General features: G+C 46.1%; 18 protein-coding genes. 11 read left to right on the forward strand and 7 right to left on the reverse strand.

Annotated elements, in window-relative coordinates:
- From carB to pyrR, 5 genes are all read right to left on the reverse strand, one after another.
- Positions 1 to 3,192, reverse strand: a complete 3,192-nt coding sequence (gene carB / locus BLW60_RS12655) for a carbamoyl-phosphate synthase large subunit (protein ID WP_074717969.1) — start codon at positions 3,190 to 3,192, stop codon at positions 1 to 3.
- 157 nt (positions 3,193 to 3,349) lie between these two features.
- A complete protein-coding gene (locus BLW60_RS12660; protein WP_074717971.1) occupies positions 3,350 to 4,447 on the reverse strand; it encodes a carbamoyl phosphate synthase small subunit in 1,098 nt (365 codons plus the stop codon).
- Between the two features lie 250 nt (positions 4,448 to 4,697).
- Positions 4,698 to 5,624: an orotidine-5'-phosphate decarboxylase gene (pyrF, locus tag BLW60_RS12665; protein ID WP_074717975.1), complete on the reverse strand. Its 927-nt coding sequence runs from the start codon at positions 5,622 to 5,624 to the stop codon at positions 4,698 to 4,700.
- A 17-nt stretch (positions 5,625 to 5,641) separates the two neighbouring features.
- Positions 5,642 to 6,910 carry a dihydroorotase gene (locus tag BLW60_RS12670; RefSeq protein ID WP_074717977.1) on the reverse strand — a complete coding sequence of 423 codons (1,269 nt, stop codon included), beginning with the start codon at positions 6,908 to 6,910 and terminating at the stop codon, positions 5,642 to 5,644.
- 32 nt (positions 6,911 to 6,942) lie between these two features.
- Positions 6,943 to 7,464, reverse strand: a complete 522-nt coding sequence (gene pyrR, locus BLW60_RS12675) for a bifunctional pyr operon transcriptional regulator/uracil phosphoribosyltransferase PyrR (RefSeq protein ID WP_074717979.1) — start codon at positions 7,462 to 7,464, stop codon at positions 6,943 to 6,945.
- Between the two features lie 544 nt (positions 7,465 to 8,008).
- Between pyrR and BLW60_RS12680 the strand changes: the two genes are divergently transcribed.
- From BLW60_RS12680 to BLW60_RS12725, 10 genes are all read left to right on the forward strand, one after another.
- Complete coding sequence (locus tag BLW60_RS12680; protein WP_074718104.1) at positions 8,009 to 8,194, forward strand: DUF6897 domain-containing protein; 186 nt, start codon at positions 8,009 to 8,011, stop codon at positions 8,192 to 8,194.
- A 173-nt stretch (positions 8,195 to 8,367) separates the two neighbouring features.
- Positions 8,368 to 9,030, forward strand: coding sequence for a tRNA (guanosine(46)-N7)-methyltransferase TrmB (trmB, locus tag BLW60_RS12685; protein ID WP_074717981.1), 663 nt, complete (start codon positions 8,368 to 8,370; stop codon positions 9,028 to 9,030).
- A gap of 1 nt (position 9,031) precedes the next feature.
- Positions 9,032 to 9,241 (forward strand): hypothetical protein, encoded by a 210-nt coding sequence (locus BLW60_RS12690; protein ID WP_074717983.1) that lies wholly within the window; start codon positions 9,032 to 9,034, stop codon positions 9,239 to 9,241.
- A 76-nt stretch (positions 9,242 to 9,317) separates the two neighbouring features.
- Positions 9,318 to 10,328, forward strand: a complete 1,011-nt coding sequence (locus BLW60_RS12695; protein WP_074717985.1) for a M42 family metallopeptidase — start codon at positions 9,318 to 9,320, stop codon at positions 10,326 to 10,328.
- 2 nt (positions 10,329 to 10,330) lie between these two features.
- Positions 10,331 to 11,335, forward strand: coding sequence for a M42 family metallopeptidase (locus BLW60_RS12700; RefSeq protein WP_074717987.1), 1,005 nt, complete (start codon positions 10,331 to 10,333; stop codon positions 11,333 to 11,335).
- Positions 11,332 to 12,129, forward strand: coding sequence for a GNAT family N-acetyltransferase (locus tag BLW60_RS12705; protein ID WP_074717989.1), 798 nt, complete (start codon positions 11,332 to 11,334; stop codon positions 12,127 to 12,129). The genes BLW60_RS12700 and BLW60_RS12705 overlap by 4 nt, the downstream gene beginning before the upstream one ends.
- Before the next feature lie 471 nt (positions 12,130 to 12,600).
- Positions 12,601 to 13,590, forward strand: a complete 990-nt coding sequence (locus BLW60_RS12710; protein ID WP_074717991.1) for a diaminopimelate dehydrogenase — start codon at positions 12,601 to 12,603, stop codon at positions 13,588 to 13,590.
- Positions 13,591 to 13,776: 186 nt separating this feature from the next.
- Positions 13,777 to 14,919, forward strand: a complete 1,143-nt coding sequence (locus tag BLW60_RS12715) for a leucine-rich repeat domain-containing protein (protein WP_074717993.1) — start codon at positions 13,777 to 13,779, stop codon at positions 14,917 to 14,919.
- A 728-nt stretch (positions 14,920 to 15,647) separates the two neighbouring features.
- Complete coding sequence (locus tag BLW60_RS12720; RefSeq protein ID WP_074717995.1) at positions 15,648 to 16,460, forward strand: hypothetical protein; 813 nt, start codon at positions 15,648 to 15,650, stop codon at positions 16,458 to 16,460.
- A gap of 75 nt (positions 16,461 to 16,535) precedes the next feature.
- Positions 16,536 to 18,110, forward strand: a complete 1,575-nt coding sequence (locus BLW60_RS12725) for an SEL1-like repeat protein (protein WP_074717997.1) — start codon at positions 16,536 to 16,538, stop codon at positions 18,108 to 18,110.
- A 204-nt stretch (positions 18,111 to 18,314) separates the two neighbouring features.
- Here the strand turns inward: BLW60_RS12725 and BLW60_RS12730 are convergent, their stop codons facing one another.
- Both BLW60_RS12730 and BLW60_RS12735 read right to left on the reverse strand, forming a co-directional pair.
- Complete coding sequence (locus BLW60_RS12730) at positions 18,315 to 19,553, reverse strand: hypothetical protein (RefSeq protein WP_074717999.1); 1,239 nt, start codon at positions 19,551 to 19,553, stop codon at positions 18,315 to 18,317.
- A gap of 12 nt (positions 19,554 to 19,565) precedes the next feature.
- The gene (locus BLW60_RS12735) at positions 19,566 to 20,126 is read right to left on the reverse strand and encodes an RNA polymerase sigma factor (protein ID WP_074718001.1); all 561 of its coding nucleotides are present in this window, start codon (positions 20,124 to 20,126) and stop codon (positions 19,566 to 19,568) included.
- 438 nt (positions 20,127 to 20,564) lie between these two features.
- Between BLW60_RS12735 and BLW60_RS12740 the strand changes: the two genes are divergently transcribed.
- Complete coding sequence (locus BLW60_RS12740) at positions 20,565 to 21,581, forward strand: SDR family oxidoreductase (RefSeq protein WP_074718003.1); 1,017 nt, start codon at positions 20,565 to 20,567, stop codon at positions 21,579 to 21,581.
- Positions 21,582 to 21,586 lie beyond the last annotated feature (5 nt).

Consider the following 21,586-nt stretch of genomic DNA (forward strand, 5'->3'; position numbering starts at 1 on the left):
TTATATTTTCGTAATATCGACCAATTCAACATCGTTGATAGTTCTGCCCGATTCGAGGACCTTTACCAGTGATTTTGCCGTATCTACAGCAGTTAAACTACAGATAGAACGCTCAATGGACTTTCTTCTCATCTTAACACTGTCACGCTCGGGAAGTCTGCCCTTTGCGGAAGTGGATATTACATAGTGTATCTTGCCGCTGTCGAGAAGAGTCTCAACATTCGGAGTTCCGTCCGATATCTTGCGGACAAGGTTCGCAGCTATCATATTCCTGTGGAGCACGCTCTGTGTGCCCGATGTTGCGTAAAGCTCAAAGCCCATACGCTCGAACTTGTCGGCAATAGGAAGTATCTCCCTCTTGTCGCTGTCACGTACCGAGATAAGAACTCCGCCCTCACGCTTGAGGTCAAAGCCTGCTGCGATAAGTCCCTTCAAGAGCGCGTCCTCAAGGTTTCTGCCGATACCGAGGCACTCACCTGTTGACTTCATCTCAGGTCCGAGCATTGTATCAACGTCTGTGAGCTTCTCGAATGAGAATACAGGAACTTTAACTGCAACGTAGTCGCCGGCTGGATAAAGTCCGCTCTCGTAGCCCATATCTTTAAGCTTTGCACCGAACATTATCTTTGTTGCGATATCGACCATAGGTATACCTGTTACCTTGCTGATGTAAGGAACTGTTCTTGAAGAACGTGGATTTACCTCGATAACGAATACCTCATGGTTGTAAACAACATACTGTATATTCACAAGACCGATAACGTTGAGCTCCTTGGAGAGAAGTCTTGTGTACTCAACGATTATGCGCTTGATACGCTCTGAAAGATGCTGTGCAGGATATATCGAGATAGAGTCGCCCGAGTGAACGCCTGCACGCTCGATATGCTCCATGATACCGGGGATAAGGAAGTCCTCGCCGTCACAGATAGCGTCGACTTCTACCTCAGTACCCATCATATACTTGTCGATAAGTACAGGGTTTTCGATATTATGGCTCATGATGATGCCCATATACTCCTTTACATCTGCATCGGAGTGAGCGATTATCATGTTCTGACCGCCGAGAACGTAGGAAGGACGGAGAAGAACAGGATAGCCGAGGTCATTGGCTGCCACAAGAGCTTCCTCTGTGTTCATTACAGTATGTCCCGCAGGTCTCGGTATACCGCACTTTTCAAGGACTTCGTCGAAACGCTCTCTGTCCTCTGCTGCATCTATCATATCAGCAGAAGTACCCAGGATACGAACGCCCATATCCGACAGGTAACGTGTGAGCTTGATAGCTGTCTGTCCGCCGAACTGAACAACAACGCCATAGGGCTGCTCAGTCTCGATAATGGACTGAACGTCCTCCTTTGTCAGCGGATCGAAGTAAAGACGGTCGCCTGTATCGAAGTCGGTTGAAACTGTCTCAGGGTTGTTGTTGCATATTACAGCCTCGTAGCCGAGTTCTTTGAGAGTCCATACGCAGTGTACCGAGCAGTAGTCGAACTCGATACCCTGTCCGATACGGATAGGGCCTGAACCGAATACGATGACCTTCTTCTTGCCCTTGTCTGTGCGCTCGATGAACTGCTTCGCCTCGTTCTCCTCGTCAAATGTTGAGTAGAAGTAAGGAGTCTCAGCCTTGAACTCGCCTGCGCATGTATCGACCATTTTGTATACGGCACTCTTGTGCTTGGGGCACTTCTGTCCCGAAATACGCTCGATAGTGCTGTCAAGGTAGCCGTACTGCTTTGCGATATCGTACTTTTCCTCTGTGAGCTCACCCTCTGCGAGCCATTTTTCCAGCTCAACAAGATTCAGGAGCTTGTACAGGAACCAGTTGTCTATCATGGTTATCTCGTGTATCTCTTCGGGAGTTATTCCGCGCTTGAGAGCTTCAAATACGCAGAATGAACGCTCATCGTCGATAACGTGGAGCTTCTCGCGTATCTCCTCAGTTGAGAGCTTTGCAAGCTTTTTCAGGTTCATAGTGTCAAGACCGAGCTCGATAGAGCGGACTGCCTTCATCATAGCCTGCTCGAAGCTTGTACCGATAGCCATTACCTCGCCTGTAGCCTTCATCTGTGTGCCGAGGGTACGCTTTGCATATACGAATTTATCGAAAGCCCACTTAGGGAACTTGATTACTACATAGTCCAGTGCAGGCTCGAAGCAAGCGTAGGTCTTGCCTGTTACCTGATTGATTATCTCGTCAAGAGTATATCCGATAGCTATCTTTGCAGCAGTCTTTGCTATCGGATATCCCGTAGCCTTTGAAGCAAGTGCGGAAGAACGCGAAACTCTTGGGTTTACCTCGATAACAGCATACTTGAAGCTTGTTGGGTGAAGTGCGAACTGGCAGTTACAGCCGCCCTCGACTTTGAGCTCCTTGATGATATTGATAGCAGCTGTACGGAGCATCTGGTACTCTCTGTCGGTGAGAGTCACAGCAGGTGCGATAACGATACTGTCGCCTGTGTGAACGCCTACAGGGTCGAAGTTCTCCATTGAGCAGACTGTGATAACGTTGCCCTTTGCGTCACGGATTACCTCAAATTCTATTTCTTTCCAGCCGCTGATGCACTTCTCAACAAGTATCTGTGTGATAGGTGAAAGGCGAAGTCCGTTTGTAGCGATGTCGCGGAGCTCCTCTTCATTCTGTGCTATACCGCCGCCTGTACCGCCGAGTGTGAAAGCAGGGCGGACGATAACGGGATAGTGTATCACCTGTGCGAAGTCAACTGCGTCCTCAACGGTCTCAACGACCTTTGAAGGTATAACAGGCTCGCCTATCTTTTCCATAGTGTCCTTGAAAGCCTGTCTGTCCTCTGCCTTGTGGATAGTCTCGGGGTCTGCGCCGAGGAGCTTTACATTGTGGCTCTCAAGGAAGCCCTCCTCTGCAAGCTGCATAGACAGTGTAAGACCTGTCTGACCGCCCAGTGTGGAGAGAAGGCTGTCTGGCTTTTCGATCTCGATTATTCTCTTTACAACGTCAAGTGTGAGGGGTTCGATATATACCTTGTCTGCCATAGCCTTATCGGTCATAATGGTAGCAGGGTTTGAGTTAACGAGGACTACTTCAAGTCCTTCTTGTTTAAGTGCGCGGCAAGCCTGTGTGCCTGCGTAGTCAAATTCGGCAGCCTGTCCGATAACGATAGGACCTGAGCCGATAACAAGTACCTTTTTTATATCACTTCTGAGTGGCATCTTTTTTACCTCCGTTTTTCATCAACAATCAAGATGTTTAATTCGGAATTCGTAATTAGGAATTATGAATTTATGGTGTCGGCTTTGCCGACTGATTTGAATAATGTGAGCGTAAGCGAACACATTAATTCCTAATTCTGCATTCCGAATTCCTAATTCATTTAAGCATTGTATTTACGAAATCGTCAAACAAGTAAGCTGTGTCCAGCGGACCACCGTGTGCTTCGGGGTGGAACTGGACTGTTCTTGCGTTGACTGAGGTATAATGTATGCCCTCACAGGTCTTATCGTTAGCATTTATATGCGAAACATGACCTACTGACGGGTCGATGCTGTCGCCTACTACCGCATAGCCGTGGTTCTGGCTGGTAACGTAGGTAAGACCGCTTTCAAGGTCGATAACAGGCTGGTTTGCACCTCTGTGACCGTATTTGAGCTTCTCGGTCTTTCCACCGTTGGCAAGCGCCATGAGCTGATGTCCGAGGCAGATACCGAATATCGGTATGCCAAGCTTCTGTATCTCCTTGATATTCTCTATTATCTCAACATTTTCGGCAGGATCTCCTGGGCCGTTGGAGAACATGATACCGTCGGGAGCAAGCTCCTTTATCTCAGCAGCTGTGGTATATGCAGGTACTACAACTACTTCGCAGCCTCGCTTTAAAAGCTCCTGTCTGATATTGCGCTTGTAGCCGAAATCGAAGAGCGCAACTTTCAGCTTTTTCTCCTCGGGCTCATATGTAAGAGTCTCGGTATTTGTAACATTCTTTACAGCGTCCTTTACTGTGAAAGCGCGTATCTTTTCGAGAAGCTCGTCCTTCTTTGCGTAAACGTCCTCGGTAGTTATAACGCCATTCATAACGCCCACCTCGCGGATAGTTCTTGTAAGACGGCGTGTGTCGATGTTGTTGATACCAACGATGTTGTGCTCCTTCAGGAAGTCGTTGATATTGCCCTCACAGCGGAAGTTTGACGGTGCATTGCACCATTCTCTTACGATATATCCCGATACGTAGGACTTTGCGGACTCATTGTCCTCGGAGTTCACACCGTAGTTTCCGATAAGCGGAAATGTCTGTGTGACTATCTGTCCGTAATAGCTGGGGTCTGTAAGAGTCTCCTGATAACCTGTTACACCTGTGGTGAATACTACTTCACCTATGACAGTGCCCTTTGCGCCAAAGCTCCTGCCCTCGAACACCTGTCCGTCGGCAAGCATAAGGTAAGCTTTTTCGCCCATGTTGAATAATGACATTGTAAATTCCTCCCTTTAGTTTTTAGAGGTCGTATTGTTGATGTTTTGCGCCCTGTTCCACACGCCATTGTATGGAAGAGCGGTTTTAATGCGGAATTCGGAATTATTGTTATCTGCGGGCGAACGCTGTTCGCCCCTACAGATTGGTTCATGTTATTTATATCGTCAGGCACGGAACGCCGAGGGCGTCCCTACATTTTTTGTTATCTGCGGACTGCCAAAGGCAGCCCCTACACTCTCAACCCTCAACTTATTTAAGGTTGATGTACTGGCAGATATCGTCTCTCATGCGGATAACTTCTCTTCTTGCTGCCTTTGCGAATTCTCTCTCGTCGCAGCCTTCCTTCTTGTATGCACACATTACTGCGCGTGAGGAGTTTACTATAGCTCCGAGACCGTTCTCGTCAAAGCCGCCCTTTAAGCCCTCAGCTCCGCCGCCCTGTGCGCCGTAGCCCGGGACAAGGAACATTGTGTGAGGGAGTCTCTTTCTCAGCTCTGTAAGCATTTCGGGATATGTAGCACCTACAACTGCGCCTACTGCGGAATAGCCGTACTTTCCGCGTGTATCCTCGCCCCACTTCTCGCACATATCGCCCATGCACTCGTAGATAGTGCGTCCGTCAGCAAGCTTCATATCCTGAAGCTCACCTGATGAAGGGTTGGAAGTCTTAACAAGTACATATATGCCCTTGTCGCGGTCGCGGCATACTTTAAGGAGCGGCTCGATACCGTCTGTACCGAGGTAGCCGTTTACTGTGAGGGCATCTGCACCGAAAGCTTCAAGCTGATTTTCGCCTACAGAGGTTACGCCAAGATGTGCAGTAGCATAAGCTTCCATTGTTGCACCGATATCATTTCTTTTGCCGTCTGTCATTACGAACATACCGTTGAGCTTTGCATAGCGGATAGTCTTTTCAAGAGTTCTGATGCCGTAGTGGCCGTACATCTCGTAGTAAGCAGCCTGCGGCTTGATAGCAGGTACTATATCATGTATCTCGTCTATGATAGCCTGATTAAAGTCGAATATCGCCTTTGCAGCAGCCTTTAATGTCCAGCCGTCACTGTCAAGATAGCGGCGCTGAATGAATTCGGGAACATATTCCAGCTTAGGGTCAAGGCCTACCACTGTAGGGTTTTTAAGGTCGATTATCTTTTCGATAAGTCTGTCAAATGACATATGTTTTCCTCCTGTAATTACATTTCATTATATCTTATCTCGCCCTTTGATATAGTAACGAGAGGCTTTCCTGTAAGTTCCATGCCCTTGAATACGGTGTTATGCGACTTTGAATGGAGCTTTTCGGGCACTACTGTCCATTTTTTATTTATATCGGCGATCACAAGGTCTGCTGTGCTGCCTTCCTTTATTGCAGGCACTTCAAGTCCCAGAAGCTTTCGCGGATTTGCGCACATTAGCTCAACTACTCTGTTAAGGCTTATCTCACCCGTATGATAGAGTGCGGTAAGAGTTGCGGCAAGAGATGTTTCAAGTCCAACAACACCGTTGGGAGCTTTCTCGAAATCAGCCTTTTCCTCGGCTGCATGAGGTGCATGGTCTGTGATTATGCAGTCGATAGTGCCATCCTTTACGGCTTCTATGATAGCCTTTACGTCCTCGGGAGTCCTGAGAGGCGGATTCATACGGTAATCGGCATCGCGCTTCTCTAAAAGCTTATCCGTAAGCATGAAGTAATGCGGAGCAGTCTCGCAGGTGACCTTTACTCCCCTTGACTTTGCAAAGCGTATCATTGCCGCACTTCCCTCAGTGGAAACGTGGCATATATGGATACGGGCATCAACTGAAGAAGCAAGTATCATCTCACGGGCGGTTATGTAGTCCTCGGAAGCTCTGTCCATACCCTTGACACCAAGCTTTGCGGAAGTCTCGCCCTTGTTCATAATGCCGCCGTTTATTATGCTCAGGTCCTCGCAGTGTGAAGCAACGAGGAGTCCGTTCTCCTTTGAAAGTTCAAGTGCTTTTCTCATCATCTCAGCGTTTTCAACAGGTCTGCCGTCATCGGATATGCATATGCAGCCTGCGGCTTTAAGAGCTTCGTAGTCGCAGAGACCGTTTCCGCTCATTCCGCCTGTGATGCAGCCTACGGGATACACTTCAACTCCCGTGCCCTCTGCCTTGTCTATGATATAGCGTATAGTTTCGGGGTTATCGCAGGGCGGCTTCGTATTCGGCATTGCAAGTACTCCCGTAACTCCGCCTGCAAGTGCAGCAGAGCAGCCTGTAAGGATATCCTCCTTATGAGTAAGCCCCGGATCGCGGAAATGAACGTGCATATCAAACAGTGAGGGCATGAGCACAAGCCCCGTGCCGTCTATTACCTTGTCTGCTTCTGCTGAGATATTGTTTCCCAGCTTTGATATTTTGCCGCCGCTTATGAGCACATCTGTTGTCATATCCGTTTCAGTATCGACTGCACGGATATTTTTGATAAGTATCTGAGACATGATTACCTCGCTTTCATATTGTGGATATTGGTTCAGTATATGGCAACTCCGTCGCTGCCGTCTATCTCCATTGCGGAGACCTTTACGACTTCACTGTGAGAGGTGGGAAGATTTTTGCCCACATAATCGGGACGTATGGGAAGCTCTCTGTGTCCGCGGTCGACCAGCACTGCAAGCTGTATAGTACGCGGTCTGCCGCGCTTGATAAGTGCATCTATGGCTGCACGGGAACTCCTTCCCGTAAATATAACATCATCAACTATGATAACGTTCTTGTCTGTTATATCGAAAGGGATATCGGTCTTTTCAGTCTCTCCTGCCGAACGGCTGTCGTCGCGGTAAGGAGTTATGTCAAGTGCTCCGAAAGGCACATCATTTTTTTCAAGCTCGGAAAGCTTTGCTGCGATACGCCTGCCAAGAGGCACTCCCCTTGAAAAGATACCAACGACACAAAGATCCTCCGTACCCTTGTTCCTCTCGATTATCTCGTATGAGATACGTGCAATGGCTCTGTTGACCGCTTTATCGTCCATGATAATGCGCTTTGTATCCATACAGGCTCTCCTTTCAACAAAAAATGCTCCCCGCTGCGGCAGGGAGCATACTTATAGTTATAGCTATAGTTAGAGGTATAGTTATAGTATCAAATAACGCGCCTTGCCGACCTCACGGGATCGGATTTAAAGGGTAGTTTCCAAATAACACATCTATTATAACACATACTCTTTCACTTGTCCAGTCATTTCAGCATTTTTATTATCAATTGACAAAATATCCTCAAAGTGATATAATAACATCAGTATAAAAAGACCGTATCATAAAAATCTGTAAAGGAGGGATCTTATGAGTTATTGGGGAGTATTGCCTTTGGTCCTTATATTTTTCTTAGGTCTGTTAGGTCTTTGATCACATTTGATGTTCAGTAATGACCGTAATATCAAAAACTTTCCGCAAAGGAGGTATCTTATGTCTTTTTGGTATTTATGGTTTATAATCATCCTTTGCTGCTGCATAATACCTGCCGCAAACGCAAGAAAAATACGTCAGGTAAAGAGAGCAAAACAAAATCGCAATAAAAGAAAACTCGGAGGTCTAACTATGAACGAACTTATAAAAAGCTTTATCGGCAAGAATGTGCTCCTTTACGGTTATTCCACAGGTGTTGAAGGCACTGTTACAAAGGTCGAAGAAAACTGGATCGAGGTGGAGGACAAAAAGGGCAAGAAACAGCTGGTCAACATGGACTATGTGAGCCGTATACAGGAATATCCGCGAAAGAAGTAATAACACAGAAATCCGAAAGCGTTCATGTTCAGCTGCTTTCGGATTTATTTTTTTACTTCAATTATTGCAATGTTTGATATTTATAGATAAAATATGAAATTATTCTCTGTTAACGTTGATTTATGCGACAATATATGATATAATTATTTTATGAATTCATTTGGAGGTAATTTATGAGAATTCGTCATAAACCCTGGGCAAAGCCCGAACTGGAAGCCTGCCCTTTCTATATACATGAACCACAGAAGCAGATAGGTCACTGGCGTGAGCTTTTCGCAGAACCCGACAAGCCGCTCTATGTGGAGCTTGGCTGCGGTAAGGGCGGCTTTATATCGCAGGCTGCTCCTGCTCACCCTGAGGTCAACTTCATCGCTATGGACATCAAGAATGAGATGCTGGTCCTCGCAAAGCGCAAGCTGGAAGCTGCATACGAGGAAAAAGGAGCTTCTCCCGATAATGTACGCATAGCTATACAGAATATCGAGCGTCTTGAGCTCGCATGGGACGAAAACGACCGCGCTGACCGTATCTATATCAACTTCTGCAATCCGTGGCCAAAGGCTAAGCACAAGAAACGCCGCCTTACCCACACTCGTCAGCTTATAAATTACAAGAAATTCCTCAGAGGCGAGCTCTGGTTCAAGACAGATGATGACGAGCTTTTTGAGGAGTCATTTGAATACTTCGAGGAAGCAGGCTTCAGGATAAAATACAAGACTTTCGACCTCCATGCGGAAAGCCCCTATGAGAATTTCGTAACGGAACACGAGAAAATGTTTACCGATGAGGGCAAGAAGATAAAATTCCTCATTGCAGAGCCTGTCAGGGAGGACTAATATGGAATTTCAGAAGGATCTCGGTATTTTCCATATCGAGGGCGGTTCTATGAAGACCGCAGGCAAGGGCAATCTCGGCGTTACCGAGGAAGTGCCGCAGAATATCAGGACAAAGACTGATGTAAAAAAAGTGGCTAAGACTGCCGTAAAAGCTGCCGCTCTTGCAGGAACATTCATGCTGAAGCATAAGATGAAGAAGAAAAAGAAATGACGCTCGCATATCGTCTTTTCTTTTATGTGTATATCTGAACTTTTGAGATCAATTTTATATGAAAGGAGTTATTGCAATGGATATTACACAAACCGTAATCTCTCTCTCGGAGTCTGTGGGGGCTTCGGGAAATGAAGAGAATGCCGCAGCTCTCGCACTGAGTATGCTGCGTGAATACTGTCCCGATGCCGTAATACAAAACGGCAATGTTATCGGACATTTCGGTACTCACCGCGAAGGTCTGCCGTCACTTGTACTTGACGCGCATATCGATCAGGTAGGCTTCATCGTTACCTATATAACCGATGAAGGCTTCGTCAAGGTGGGAAATATCGGCGGCATAGACCGCAGACTTCTCCCTGCACAGCCCGTTGTCATTCACGGAAAGCAGGACGTAAAGGGCGTTATCTGCTCCGTTCCGCCTCATCTTTCAAACGGCAGCAGCAAGGTGCTCAGTATGGAAGATGCTGCCATTGATACAGGCATGACCAAAGATGAACTGTATCAGGTCATAGCTCAGGGCGATACAATAACATTCGATGTATCCTGCCGCAAGCTCATCGGCAGCCGCATTACAGGCGGTGCTCTCGATGACAGATGCGGTGTTGCAGCCCTGCTGTACACTCTTAAACTCCTCAGCGGATATGAGACCGCTTACAATGTTACTGTTATATTCTCGACTCAGGAGGAAGTCGGCGAACGCGGCGCAAAGATAGGCGCGTTCTCGCTTGCTCCCGATATCGCTATTGCTGTGGACGTGAGCTTCGCTTACGCTATAGGCGAAGAAGAAAGCAAGTGCGGATATCTCGGAAAAGGTCCTATGATCGGTCTTTCTCCTTCACTTTCAAGAGAAATAAGCGATCAGCTCATAAATACTGCCGAAAGTGCAGGTATCCCCTATCAGAAGGAAGTTATGTGCGGTCTGACTTCTACTAATGCAGACCGTTATTCAGTAAGCAGGAACGGCGCAAAGACCTGCACTGTTTCCATACCCCTGAGAAATATGCATACGCCTGTTGAGGTCATAGATATGTCAGATGTTGAAATGACCGCTATGCTCTTAGCAGCATTCATCAAGGAGGGCTGAACATGAAGGATCTTCTGAAAGAACTCTGCCTGACTGATGGTATATCAGGCGATGAAAATGCTGTTCGCGACCTCATAATCAGTAAGATAAAGCTGGTCTGCGAATACAGCGTGGATAATCTCGGCAACCTTATATGCTTCAAAAAGGGCAGAAAAAAGCCCAAGAAAAAGCTTATGATATGTGCTCACATGGACGAAGTAGGTCTTATGGTGACTTTTATCCGTGCCGACGGTACTCTTTCATTCAGCTGCGTTGGCGGTATTGATCCGTCTGTTATCATCGGCAGACAAGTACACATAGGAAAGAACCGCATCAGCGGCGTTGTGGGCTCGACTGCTGTACATAATCTCAGCAAAGAGGACAGAGACAAAGCTCCCGAGGTCGACAGCCTTTACATTGACATCGGTGCCGCAAGCAAGGAAGAAGCAGAAAAATACGTATCCCTCGGTGACAGCGTCTGCTTTGACTCCGAATTCACCGAGCTGGGCGGCAGCCGCGTAAAATCAAAGGCTCTCGATGACCGTGCAGGCTGCGCTATGATGATAAAGCTGCTCCATGAAAAGCTTGAATACGACACATATTTCGTTTTCAACGTGCAGGAGGAGATAGGTCTCAGAGGCTCGACTGTCTCGGCTTTCTCTGTAGCTCCCGACTTTGCCATAGTCCTTGAAGCTACCACAGCCGCAGATATCGACGGAGTATCAGGTGCAAAGCGCGTCTGCGTACTTGGTGACGGTCCTGTTGTATCGTTTATGGACAGAAGCACTATTTACGACAAGGAGCTCTATCAGCTCGCATTCGATATCGCTACCTGCCAGACAAAGACCATGATAGCAGGCGGAAATGACTCGGGTGCGATACACATAAGCGGCAGCGGTGTGCGCACTATCGCTATATCCGTTCCTTGCAGATACCTGCACTCCCCTTCGTCAGTCATCGAAATGTCTGACCTTGAAAGCTCATACAAGCTTGTTAAAATTCTCGCCAGAAGGATACCCGAATTATGATAACACTTATCGAACATGAGCACGAGCTCGACCGCGTACTGCTCAATAAGACTCTCTCAGGCAAAAAAATGCTTGCATATATGAGAGCCTATGGTCCGAATTATGAATTCTGCCGTTTCTATAAGATAACCGATGAGACAGGTATCGGATTCATGTTCATTATCAATTCCACGCTTATTATTTGCGGCGACGGAAAACTCGAACCAAACGAGGAGATAGACCTTTTCGTCAGCATGAACGTCCCATTCCGTATCGAGGGCGACCAGAAGATACTCGAAGGCATAAAGATACCTGAAAGGTATCAGGTGCTCAACCGCACTATCTTCGAGCTTATCCCCGATGATACGCCACTTGAAGCTATCGAGGAGCACGTTGAGTTCAACCCAAATCTCCCCGATGTTTACAAGATACTCAGCGAGGGATTTCCGAATATCGCCGACTTTTCACTGTGGTACACCGATACCTCTCACAGATGCCGACACGGTATCAGCAGAGTGTTCACCTACCGCAACTCTACCACAGCTTCTGCCGTGTTCGATATCGGCAGCACAGTTCTCATCGGTCAGGTGGCTACAAATACGGCTGCCCGCGGAAGAGGCTATGCAAGAGAATTCCTCAAATGGCTTGCCAAATTCTTCAACGGACTGGGAAAACGTGCATACCTGCTGGCTCTTGATGTCCGCGTAAGCTTTTATACCGAGATAGGCTTCCGCATCGCAGGACGTGAGATAGTCCTCGAACGTATCGACATCGAAAAGGACAGCGCAGCAAAGGGTCGTCTTGAAGAAAGATGAATATTTTATAATAGCGGATACAGGGACGACAAATTGCCGTTCCTGTTTTTTGTTCCTGCCCACAGTTTTACAGGGGATTTTCAAAAATCAATAATTGACGGGCGAACACTGTTCGCACCTACAGCTTGTTATTTAGTTTTTACGTAATTTACGGGCGAGCGGAACTCGCCCCTACAGCGCAGAGCCTGCGCTCCCTTGCTCGTCCGTATATTATCAAAAGGGCAGTCGCTTCTCGACACGGGAAGTATCGTCTGAATTGACGGGCGAGCGGAACTCGCCCCTACTACTTTCTACTCTCTACTCACTACTTACTACTCACTAATCACTAACGGGCGGATAATATCCGCCCCTACACTTAAACTAAGTTCTAAATTTATATATTTAATGCTTTACAACTGTGAAAAAAGGTGCTATAATGTTCATAGGCTGTGTTCAAAGGCGAGTACGGCAAATCAAAGGAGGTATTTCCAAATGGAAAAAGTTAGAATAGGTATTTTAGGTTACGGCAACCTCGGCAGAGGCGTTGAGCTTGCTATCCGTCAGAACGACGACATGGAGCTTGCAGGTATATTCACACGCCGTGATCCTTCATCAGTAAAGCCGCTTACAGCTGGTGCAAAGGTATACAATGTTGCTGATGCTGAGAAAATGGCAAAAGATATAGACGTATTGATAATCTGCGGCGGAAGCGCTACAGATCTTCCTAAACAGACTCCCGAAATGGCTAAGCTCTTCAATGTTATAGACAGCTTCGACACTCACGCAAGAATACCCGAGCATTTCGCTAACGTTGACAAGGCTGCAAAGGAAAGCGGTCACCTCGCTTTCATCTCTCTCGGCTGGGATCCGGGCCTTTTCTCACTCAACAGACTCTATGCCGAGTCTATCCTTCCTAACGGCAAGAGCTATACATTCTGGGGCAAGGGCGTAAGCCAGGGACACTCAGATGCTATCCGCCGCGTAAAAGGAGTTAAGAGAGGTATTCAGTACACTGTTCCGATAGAGTCAGCTATGGAAGCTGTCCGCAGCGGAAGTCAGCCTGAGCTCACAACTCGTCAGAAGCACCTCAGAGAGTGCTGGGTAGTTCCTGAGGAGGGTGCTGATCTTGCTCAGATCGAGAACGATATCAAGACTATGAAGAACTACTTCGACGAGTACGATACAACTGTAAACTTCATCAGCGAAGAAGAATTTGATGCTAAGCACAACAAGATGCCTCACGGCGGCTTCGTTATGAGAAGCGGTCTCACAGGCGACGGTGAGAAAACTCACCAGATGATAGAGTATTCACTCAAGCTCGAGTCAAATCCCGAGTTCACTGCAAGCGTACTTATCTGCTATGCAAGAGCACTTGCAAGACTCAAGGCTGAAGGCGCAACAGGCTGCAAGACTGCTTTCGATATTGCTCCTGCATACCTTTCAAAGCTCAGCGGCGAGGAACTCAGAGCTTCAATGCTTTAATAAAAAATACGTTTTACAAAAGAGCCATTTTTTAAGTGGCTCTTTTACTTTATGTATATGCAATTATGCCAAACAACAGCAAGTTCTTCTGTATATTTTGTGATATTTGCTTTGGTTTTATTGACATATTCGCCCATACGTGGTACAATTATTTTATAAAAGAAGCTTTACAGGGGGGATATTATTATGGCTAACGTAAATGCTATTTGTACAAGCTGTAACAAAACTGTCGAGGTAGACAACACAAAAGATGCGTGGGTATGTCCCTATTGCAGTACTCCGTTCATTGTTTCAAAAGCGGTAAACAAGTATAAGGCACAGCACAAGGACGTTGCCAAAAAGGTAAAAGCTGTAAAGAAGCACAGCTCCGATTTTGTTGTTGCTGAAGGCGTTCTTACCGAATATAAAGGTAATGCCGAGGATATCACTATCCCCGGAGAAGTTCGCAAAATAGGCAAGCACGTTTTTGAGAACAACACTACTCTCAAAAATATCACTATCCATGATAAAGTTGAAGAGATCGGTGCATATGCTTTCCGCGGCTGTACCGCACTGGAGGAGATAAAGCTCCCTGACAGTATAAATTCTATTGATATATGGGCTTTCCGAGGCTGCACAAGCCTTAAAAGCGTTGTAGTACCGCCTCATATGAGGTATATCTCGGACTGCCTCTTTGCTGACTGTTCAAGCCTTACTTCCGTGGAGCTCCCCGAGCCTATCGGCAGTATCGGTTCATTCGCTTTCTCAGGCTGTAAAAATCTCGAAGAAATAAACATACCGCAGTATGTTTCCACTATCGGCAAATACGCTTTCTCAGGCTGTGAAAAGCTCGAAAAGGTAAATATCCCCGAGGGCGTGTCTCTTGTTGAGGAGTGTACTTTCGCAAACTGCACGGCTTTGGCTGCTGTGGGACTGCCGAGAACTATCAAGTCTATCGGTGCGTTCGCTTTCCAGAACTGCGTATCACTGCGCGATATCGAGCTCCCCGGCGGGATACTCAGTGTTGACGGTTTCAGCGGCTGTACAGGTCTGAGAGCCTTTACAGTTCCGGGCGGTGTTTCGTCTATCGGCGATTTCAGCGGCTGTACCAACCTTGAGAAAATAACTCTGCCTGCTTCACTCAAGAAAATAAGCGGAGGCTTCAATAACTGTCCCAAGCTCCTGAGCATCGCATGGCCTAATCTCGCGGACAATGCTTCCAATTTCCCTGCTTACTATGAGACAGTTGTCGCAAGCAGAAAGACCGCAGGTAAATGCGTCTACTGCGGAGGTGACTTCAAGCTCATCTCAAAGACCTGCAAGCTCTGCGGCAAGAAAAAAGACTATTGATACATCAAGTCCCGAAGGTTCAGGCTTTCGGGACTTTTTTCGTGCTTAAATTATATAAACGATGATCTCCTCATTGGTGTTATCGTTTATGTATCATGTTCAATAACGGGCGGATAATATCCGCCCCTACAGCGCGGAGTCCGCGCCGCCTTGCCACATTGACGCTTGCAAGCTCGCTCACTTTTATCAACACCCATACTCGTACATCGCTTACAATACATTCATGTTACTCGCATTGTTCTCACGGGCTGCCACAGGCAGCCCCTACAGAGCGGAACTGCTTTTCTTTCGGACGCGCAATGTGTGCCCTTACACTACTCACTACTTACTACTCACTACTCACTTGCGGAACGCCGAGGGCGGCGTTCCCTACTAATCACTATGCACTGACCACTAACAACTAAAGAGCGGATATATCCGCCCCTACAATACATTCATGTTACCTGCATCGTTTTCACGGGCTGCCACAGGCAGCCCCTACAGAGCGGAACTGCTTTTCTTTCGGACGCGCAATGTGTGCCCTTACACTACTCACTACTTACTACTCACTACTCACTTGCGGAACGCCGAGGGCGGCGTTCCCTACTAATCACTATGCACTGACCACTAACAACTAAGGGGCAGATAAGATCCGCTCCTACATTTCTGCTCACAAAATTGCTGATTATCTATTGACTCATTTTCCTTTTGGCGTTATAATGTTTATATATTGTTTTAAGGAGAGACATATGACACCTATTTCAAAAATCATCGCTGCTGCCGCTGTTTGCGCGATATCTGCTTCTATGTGGAGCTGCGGTGATAAAAAGAAAACGGACAGCTCAGATAAAAACGAAACTTCCACAAGCTCGTCCGCCGAAACAACAACTGATGTAACAAGTACTTCCGAAAAGGAAACTACAACTGCTTCGGATAAAACAACAGAGACTACTGTATCTTCCACTGAGACCTCTGCTGCTCAGACTACCACTACAGCAGCTGCTACAGAAAAGCCAAAGGAAGCAGAGAAAAAAGCTGAAGAAGCTCCGCAAAAAGGCTTCAGCAGCAGTTTTGAAGCCGCTAAGGCTTACTACAATGCATACCTCACCTCAAATGCAGATGCAGTATATGATATGTTCTGCTCAGAGGAAATGGAAGGCTATTTCGCTTATCTCGGCACTACAGACCTGTTACAGGGCAAGAACGCTCAGGTGGTTTTCAAACGCTCAAACGTTGTGAACGCTATAAAGCAGTCAATGAAGAATATCCATGACATCATGGCTGAGAAGTCCGATGTTCCTGCCGATAAATGGACTACTTCATTAAGCGAGGATCTTCTGAAAGCAACAGGCGAGAACGAACTGAACGACTTCAACAAGACTCTCGGCACTAAGTTCACAAGTGCTGCGGACTGCGGTATGGTATACTACAAAGACGGCAACGATGAACACAACTTCATCGGCAACGGCTGCGCTTTTGTAGAGCTTGACGGCAGGTGGTATCTTTCATATACCAGTATCATGCACAGTGAGCTTATAACATATTTAGAAGATATATTCTGACAAAGGGCGGAACTCCGCCCTTTTCTGATAAAAACCCGGTGTACGGCTCTTAAACCTATCAGGAGGATAACATTTATGGATAGCAAAACTCTCAGTGATACCTCTCAGGCTGTCAAGCAGGTAGTTGAAAGGTTTGGCATAGAAATACTCGATGACCATAAACGCTTCTGTTCAGCTTTTGCAGATTTCGCACCAAAGCTCTCCAAGGAGAACAAGGCTTTCTTTGTGGCTCTCAGCGAGAATATCGGAAGTATTTTCATACGCGAGAACGACGACGTTGCGGCAGGCAATAAAAATCCCGATGATGTCATGCAGCGCGCGATCAAGGATATAAGCGAATATCTCAACAACGAAAAGGCTGAGCTCGTTGCAAGGAGCATTGCAGCTGCTCTGGGCTGGAAGGCTGCTTTACCCGAAGAAAAGACTCAGGATAACGGTAACGAACCTGCTTCTTACGGCAGCTCCGCTTCCCTTATCGAGGACCTTTTCAAACGCGCTCAGAACGGCGATAACGATGCCTGCTTCAATCTGGGTGAACACTTCTTCTACGGGCGCGGTGTAAAACAGGATTACGCAAAGGCTGTAAAATGGTACATCATGTCCTCGGACCGCGGAGATTGCAGCTCTCAGAAAAAGCTGGCTGACTGCTATTATCTCGGTCAGGGTACTGAAAGAAATATCGCAAAGGCTGCTCACAGATACGAACAGGCTGCCGAACAGGGCGATTACGACTCGCAGAAGGCTCTTATAAAATGCTACATGATCGGCGGAAACGGGCTGCTTGCCGATACTAAAAAGGCTGAATACTACTCAAAAAGATACAATATCCCCATAAGCCGCGGTACAACCGAGGATATACTCCAGAATGCAATGGCAGGCATACCATCTGCGCAGTTCAAGCTGGGAAATATGTACCTTCACGGTACAGGCGTGGAAAGATCTCCCGAGACTGCTGTTACGTGGTTCAAAAAAGCTGCCGACCAGAACTATCCTGCTGCTCAGTTCAACTTAGGCGTGTGCTATTACTACGGTATCGGCGTACAGCGCGACCGTATAACCGCAGTAGACCTGTACAAAAAGGCTGCCGACGGCGGAGACATGGACGCTCTCAACAATCTTGCAGGCTGCTTTATGCGCGGCGAAGGTACTCACACTGACCAGTCCGCAGCAGCAAGGTATTACAAAAAAGCTGCCGAGAGCGGTCTTGCAAAGGCTCAGTATAATTACGGCGAATGCTGCTTCAACGGCTTTGGAGTTACAAAGGACGCAAGAGAAGCTGTTAAATGGTTCAAGGAAGCTGCTATACAAGGCGATCCTGACGGACAGTTCTCATACGGCTGGTGTCTACGTGACGGTCTCGGCTGTCTGAGAGATAATATCCTTGCTAAGGATATGTTCGAGAAAGCCTCTGCTCAGCGTCATACAGCTGCACAGAAAGCTCTCGGCTACTGCTATGCAAACGGTACGGGAACTCCGAAAAATTACGCATCTGCAGCAGACCAGTTCGCAAAGGCTGCTGCCGCAGGAGACAAGGAAGCAGCAAAGCTGCTCGTTGCCTGCTATAAATACGGCGGAGACTATCTGGCAATAAATGAGGCAAAAGCTCATCACTACGCGGATCAGTACAGTCTCGATTATGATATGATATAATTTTTCACGACACTGCACCATTCTATAATAGGAGCGAAAAAGGCACTTTTTCAACGAAAAACCATTGAATATCGAAAAAAATACACCTTGAGATGATAAAATGCATATCATTTGTTGAGTAATAATATGTATCATCATAAAGAAAGACTTCCCTTTTCGGGAAGTCTTTCTGCTATATGGAGTTCATAAACTGAACTTGATTTCTTACCAGTTAAGTTCCTCAATATTCATGTCATCGTCATTCTGCTTGTTGTATCCGCCGTTTTTAATTTCTTTCATTATGTCAGAAGGTGTCTTGAATTCCTCTGCTTCATCATCAAACTTATAATTTGTGGCTTTGAATATTGTGCCAGGAGTTCCATCTTCTTCAAGGATCTCATAAGAAAGTGTTATACCTGTTGCCGCATCAATTTCAGCTGTATAATCATAATTAACATATCCTTCTCCGTGTCCGCTTATGCTGACGATAGTTCTTCCGTTTTCTGTTCTCTCGCCTGTTATCTCCCAATCATCACTATTAAGAATGTCAGTAAGATTTTTGCCGCATGGTATTGTATTTATAGTTACCTTGGTATCATACCAGCTTCCAAAGCCATAGACAGAAGAAATACCATACTTTTTATCAGGAGCATCCAGGAATATATAACCGGTATTTACCCAATCCATATCCCTTGCTAAATACTCTATGGCATAGAGTTCATTCTTATCCTTTATTGCATAAAGCTCTGATCTTATCAGCTTATCATCGTAATAAACATTTTGCTCTCCGGATGCTGTAAGAGTTGTATTGTCAAGATATATCTTGCCTACCTTTGTCTCAGGCTTCGGACGGTATTCATTATGCATAATAGTATAGCTGTATTCAGCTGAGAACTTATCAAAAAATACCTTTTCAGTCAGGACATCAGCTCTTTCTTTAAGCTCTTCCTTAGTTACGCTGAACTTGTTCTCAGGCTGATTTTCACTGTTTGATGCAGTATTTTCTGTTGTCTTTTCAGTTACCTTTGTGTCACCTGTAACTGCTGTATTTGTTGTAGTTACTGATGATGTAGCTGTTGTTTTACCTGTCTTTGCTGTACCTGTACCTGTGCCTGTTCCTATAACTGTTGTTGATGTGTTTGTAACATCTGTAGTAACCTCATTCAATACAGGCTCAGGAATACCTGGTTCGCTGTTATTTCTGAAAAGATATGCTCCTCCACCGATTGAACCTACTACTAATACTGCTGCTGCAGCAATGCTTGCTATTTTTGTCATACTAATTCTCCTCTCGTATTTTTCAACGCCGCTTACACTGTCGGCATATTCGGTCTGTTCGATATTTGCTCTGCGCTGTGCCTTTGCAAATATCTCGTTCTTCTTAGCTTCCTCCGCCATGAGCTTCTCAACGGAAGCCTTGTCCGCACTGCGAAGGGTATCTATTATTTTTTTCTTATTATTCATATTTACCCTCCTTTAAAGAGTTATACCGTCAGCTACAAGGAGCTTTTTCAGCCGCTTCATGGCTCGTCCGCAGCGCATTCTCACTGCTGTCGGGTTGAGTCCCACCATTTCGGCTATCTCATTGGAGCTTTTATCGTAGTAATACTTCTGAATAATTATTATTGAATCGGGAGGTCCAAGCTCGGACACCTTGTTTAGCAGAAGCTCTGATGTCTCAGACTTGTCGGTATTTCTTTCGATGTCCTCTTCATCTGCTATCTCTGCCATGCTTTCCTCGTCTGCGGATATGTTCCTGCCCGTCTTTGCCGCCAGTGAACGCCTCATGCTTATTGCAGCATTTCTTGCCACTGCACCTATGTATGACTTCAATGAACATTCATCATCAGGTCTGAGCTTCATCATGACCGAGGCAAATACATCTATAACGCACTCCTCCGAATCATCAGGACTTCCAAATCCGCTTATTATCCTGTTCACTATTGAATATACATAACTGTAATATTTGTCAAAAAGAGCTCGTTGACCCTGCGGCGGTGTTACCCGCATCAGACTCAATATCTCATTATCAGTCATACGCTTCCTCCTCTGTATTTTTAAGACCAGATCTGTCTTTCACCTATAGTAACGCAAGGTGTTTATCATGTGTAACACATTTTTTTGAAAAATTTTTCAGGTCCCTTTGGACTTTGTTTTTTTAGATCAGATCTGTTCTTCACCTATAGTAACGCAAGGCATTTATCAAGTGTAACACTTTTTTTGAAAATTTTTCTCAGTCCGTTGGGACTGTGTTTTTTTAGATCAGATCTGTTCTACATCTATAGTAACGCAAGTGATACACAGTGTGTAACACCATTTTAGCATTTTTTATTTTTAAGTGCAAGAATTTATATTATAAACAATAAATTTGATACTTTTCTCCCTGCAAAAGGTTGCTTTTTTAATAAATTTGTGTTATAATAGTTCCAACACTTTAGCGCATTAGACAAAAATAATAATAAGAGGTGAAAAATTATCAAGATACTACTTATCGGCGGCACAGGCACTATCAGTATGGCGGTCACAAAACTCCTTGCACAGCAGGGACACGAAGTCATTCTCCTTAACCGCGGCTCGCGAAATGAACAGCTCCCCGACGGAGTTAAAACTATACAGTGTGATATATCAGATGAAGCTGAGACTGCAAAAAAGCTTGAGGGTATGAGCTTTGACTGCGTCGGCGAATTCATCGGCTTTGTGCCTGCACAGGTCGAACGTGACTTCCGCCTTTTCAATGGAAAAACAAAGCAGTACATCTATATAAGCTCCGCTTCTGCGTATCAGAAGCCCCTTTCAGACTGCGTTATCACAGAGAGCACTCCCCTTTCAAATCCTCATTGGCAGTATTCACGAGACAAGATCGCCTGTGAGGAATACCTTATGAAGCAGTACCGCGAAAATGGGTTCCCAGTTACTATAGTACGTCCGAGCCATACCTACGATGAAAGATCGGTGCCGCTCGGAGTTCACGGCGACAAGGGAAGCTGGCAGGTGGTGAAGCGTATCATGGAGGGCAAGCCCGTTATCATTCACGGTGACGGCTCTTCACTCTGGACTATCACCCACAATAGCGACTTCGCAAAGGCTTACGTGGGACTTATCGGAAATATCCACGCTATAGGTCAGGCTTTCCATATAACCTCTGACGAGAGCGTTACTTGGGATCAGATATACTCCATTATCGCCGATGAGCTTGGTGTGGAGCTGAAAGCCTGTCATGTATCTTCAGACTGGCTGAACGCTGTAGGTCCTTATGACTTTGAGGGAACTCTCCTCGGCGACAAGGCTTGTACAGTTATTTTCGACAACTCAAAAATAAAACGCGCAGTACCCGATTTCAAGGCTGCTGTACGCGCAGATCAGGGCATCAGGGCTACAGTCAGATATATCCTTGACCACAAGGAATGTCAGAACGATGATCCCGAATTCGATAAATGGTGCGACAAGGTAGTTGCTGCTATGGAAAAGGCTAAAAAAGAATTTTTTAACTGAGACAT

Source organism: Ruminococcus flavefaciens, from assembly GCF_900108555.1.
GTDB lineage: Bacteria > Bacillota > Clostridia > Oscillospirales > Ruminococcaceae > Ruminococcus > Ruminococcus flavefaciens_P.

Bases quoted from the DNA above. Each gene is read 5' to 3' on its own strand.
- BLW60_RS12725 (WP_074717997.1), top strand. From the start codon at position 16,536: ATGGATAGCAAAACTCTCAGTGATACCTCTCAGGCTGTCAAGCAGGTA.
- BLW60_RS12735 (WP_074718001.1), bottom strand. From the start codon at position 20,126: ATGACTGATAATGAGATATTGAGTCTGATGCGGGTAACACCGCCGCAG.
- pyrR (WP_074717979.1), bottom strand. From the start codon at position 7,464: ATGGATACAAAGCGCATTATCATGGACGATAAAGCGGTCAACAGAGCC.
- BLW60_RS12700 (WP_074717987.1), top strand. From the start codon at position 10,331: ATGAAGGATCTTCTGAAAGAACTCTGCCTGACTGATGGTATATCAGGC.
- pyrF (WP_074717975.1), bottom strand. From the start codon at position 5,624: ATGTCATTTGACAGACTTATCGAAAAGATAATCGACCTTAAAAACCCT.
- BLW60_RS12730 (WP_074717999.1), bottom strand. From the start codon at position 19,553: ATGAATAATAAGAAAAAAATAATAGATACCCTTCGCAGTGCGGACAAG.
- BLW60_RS12710 (WP_074717991.1), top strand. From the start codon at position 12,601: ATGGAAAAAGTTAGAATAGGTATTTTAGGTTACGGCAACCTCGGCAGA.
- BLW60_RS12715 (WP_074717993.1), top strand. From the start codon at position 13,777: ATGGCTAACGTAAATGCTATTTGTACAAGCTGTAACAAAACTGTCGAG.
- BLW60_RS12680 (WP_074718104.1), top strand. From the start codon at position 8,009: ATGAACGAACTTATAAAAAGCTTTATCGGCAAGAATGTGCTCCTTTAC.
- BLW60_RS12690 (WP_074717983.1), top strand. From the start codon at position 9,032: ATGGAATTTCAGAAGGATCTCGGTATTTTCCATATCGAGGGCGGTTCT.
- BLW60_RS12660 (WP_074717971.1), bottom strand. From the start codon at position 4,447: ATGTCATTATTCAACATGGGCGAAAAAGCTTACCTTATGCTTGCCGAC.
- BLW60_RS12695 (WP_074717985.1), top strand. From the start codon at position 9,318: ATGGATATTACACAAACCGTAATCTCTCTCTCGGAGTCTGTGGGGGCT.
- trmB (WP_074717981.1), top strand. From the start codon at position 8,368: ATGAGAATTCGTCATAAACCCTGGGCAAAGCCCGAACTGGAAGCCTGC.
- carB (WP_074717969.1), bottom strand. From the start codon at position 3,192: ATGCCACTCAGAAGTGATATAAAAAAGGTACTTGTTATCGGCTCAGGT.
- BLW60_RS12720 (WP_074717995.1), top strand. From the start codon at position 15,648: ATGACACCTATTTCAAAAATCATCGCTGCTGCCGCTGTTTGCGCGATA.
- BLW60_RS12705 (WP_074717989.1), top strand. From the start codon at position 11,332: ATGATAACACTTATCGAACATGAGCACGAGCTCGACCGCGTACTGCTC.
- BLW60_RS12670 (WP_074717977.1), bottom strand. From the start codon at position 6,910: ATGTCTCAGATACTTATCAAAAATATCCGTGCAGTCGATACTGAAACG.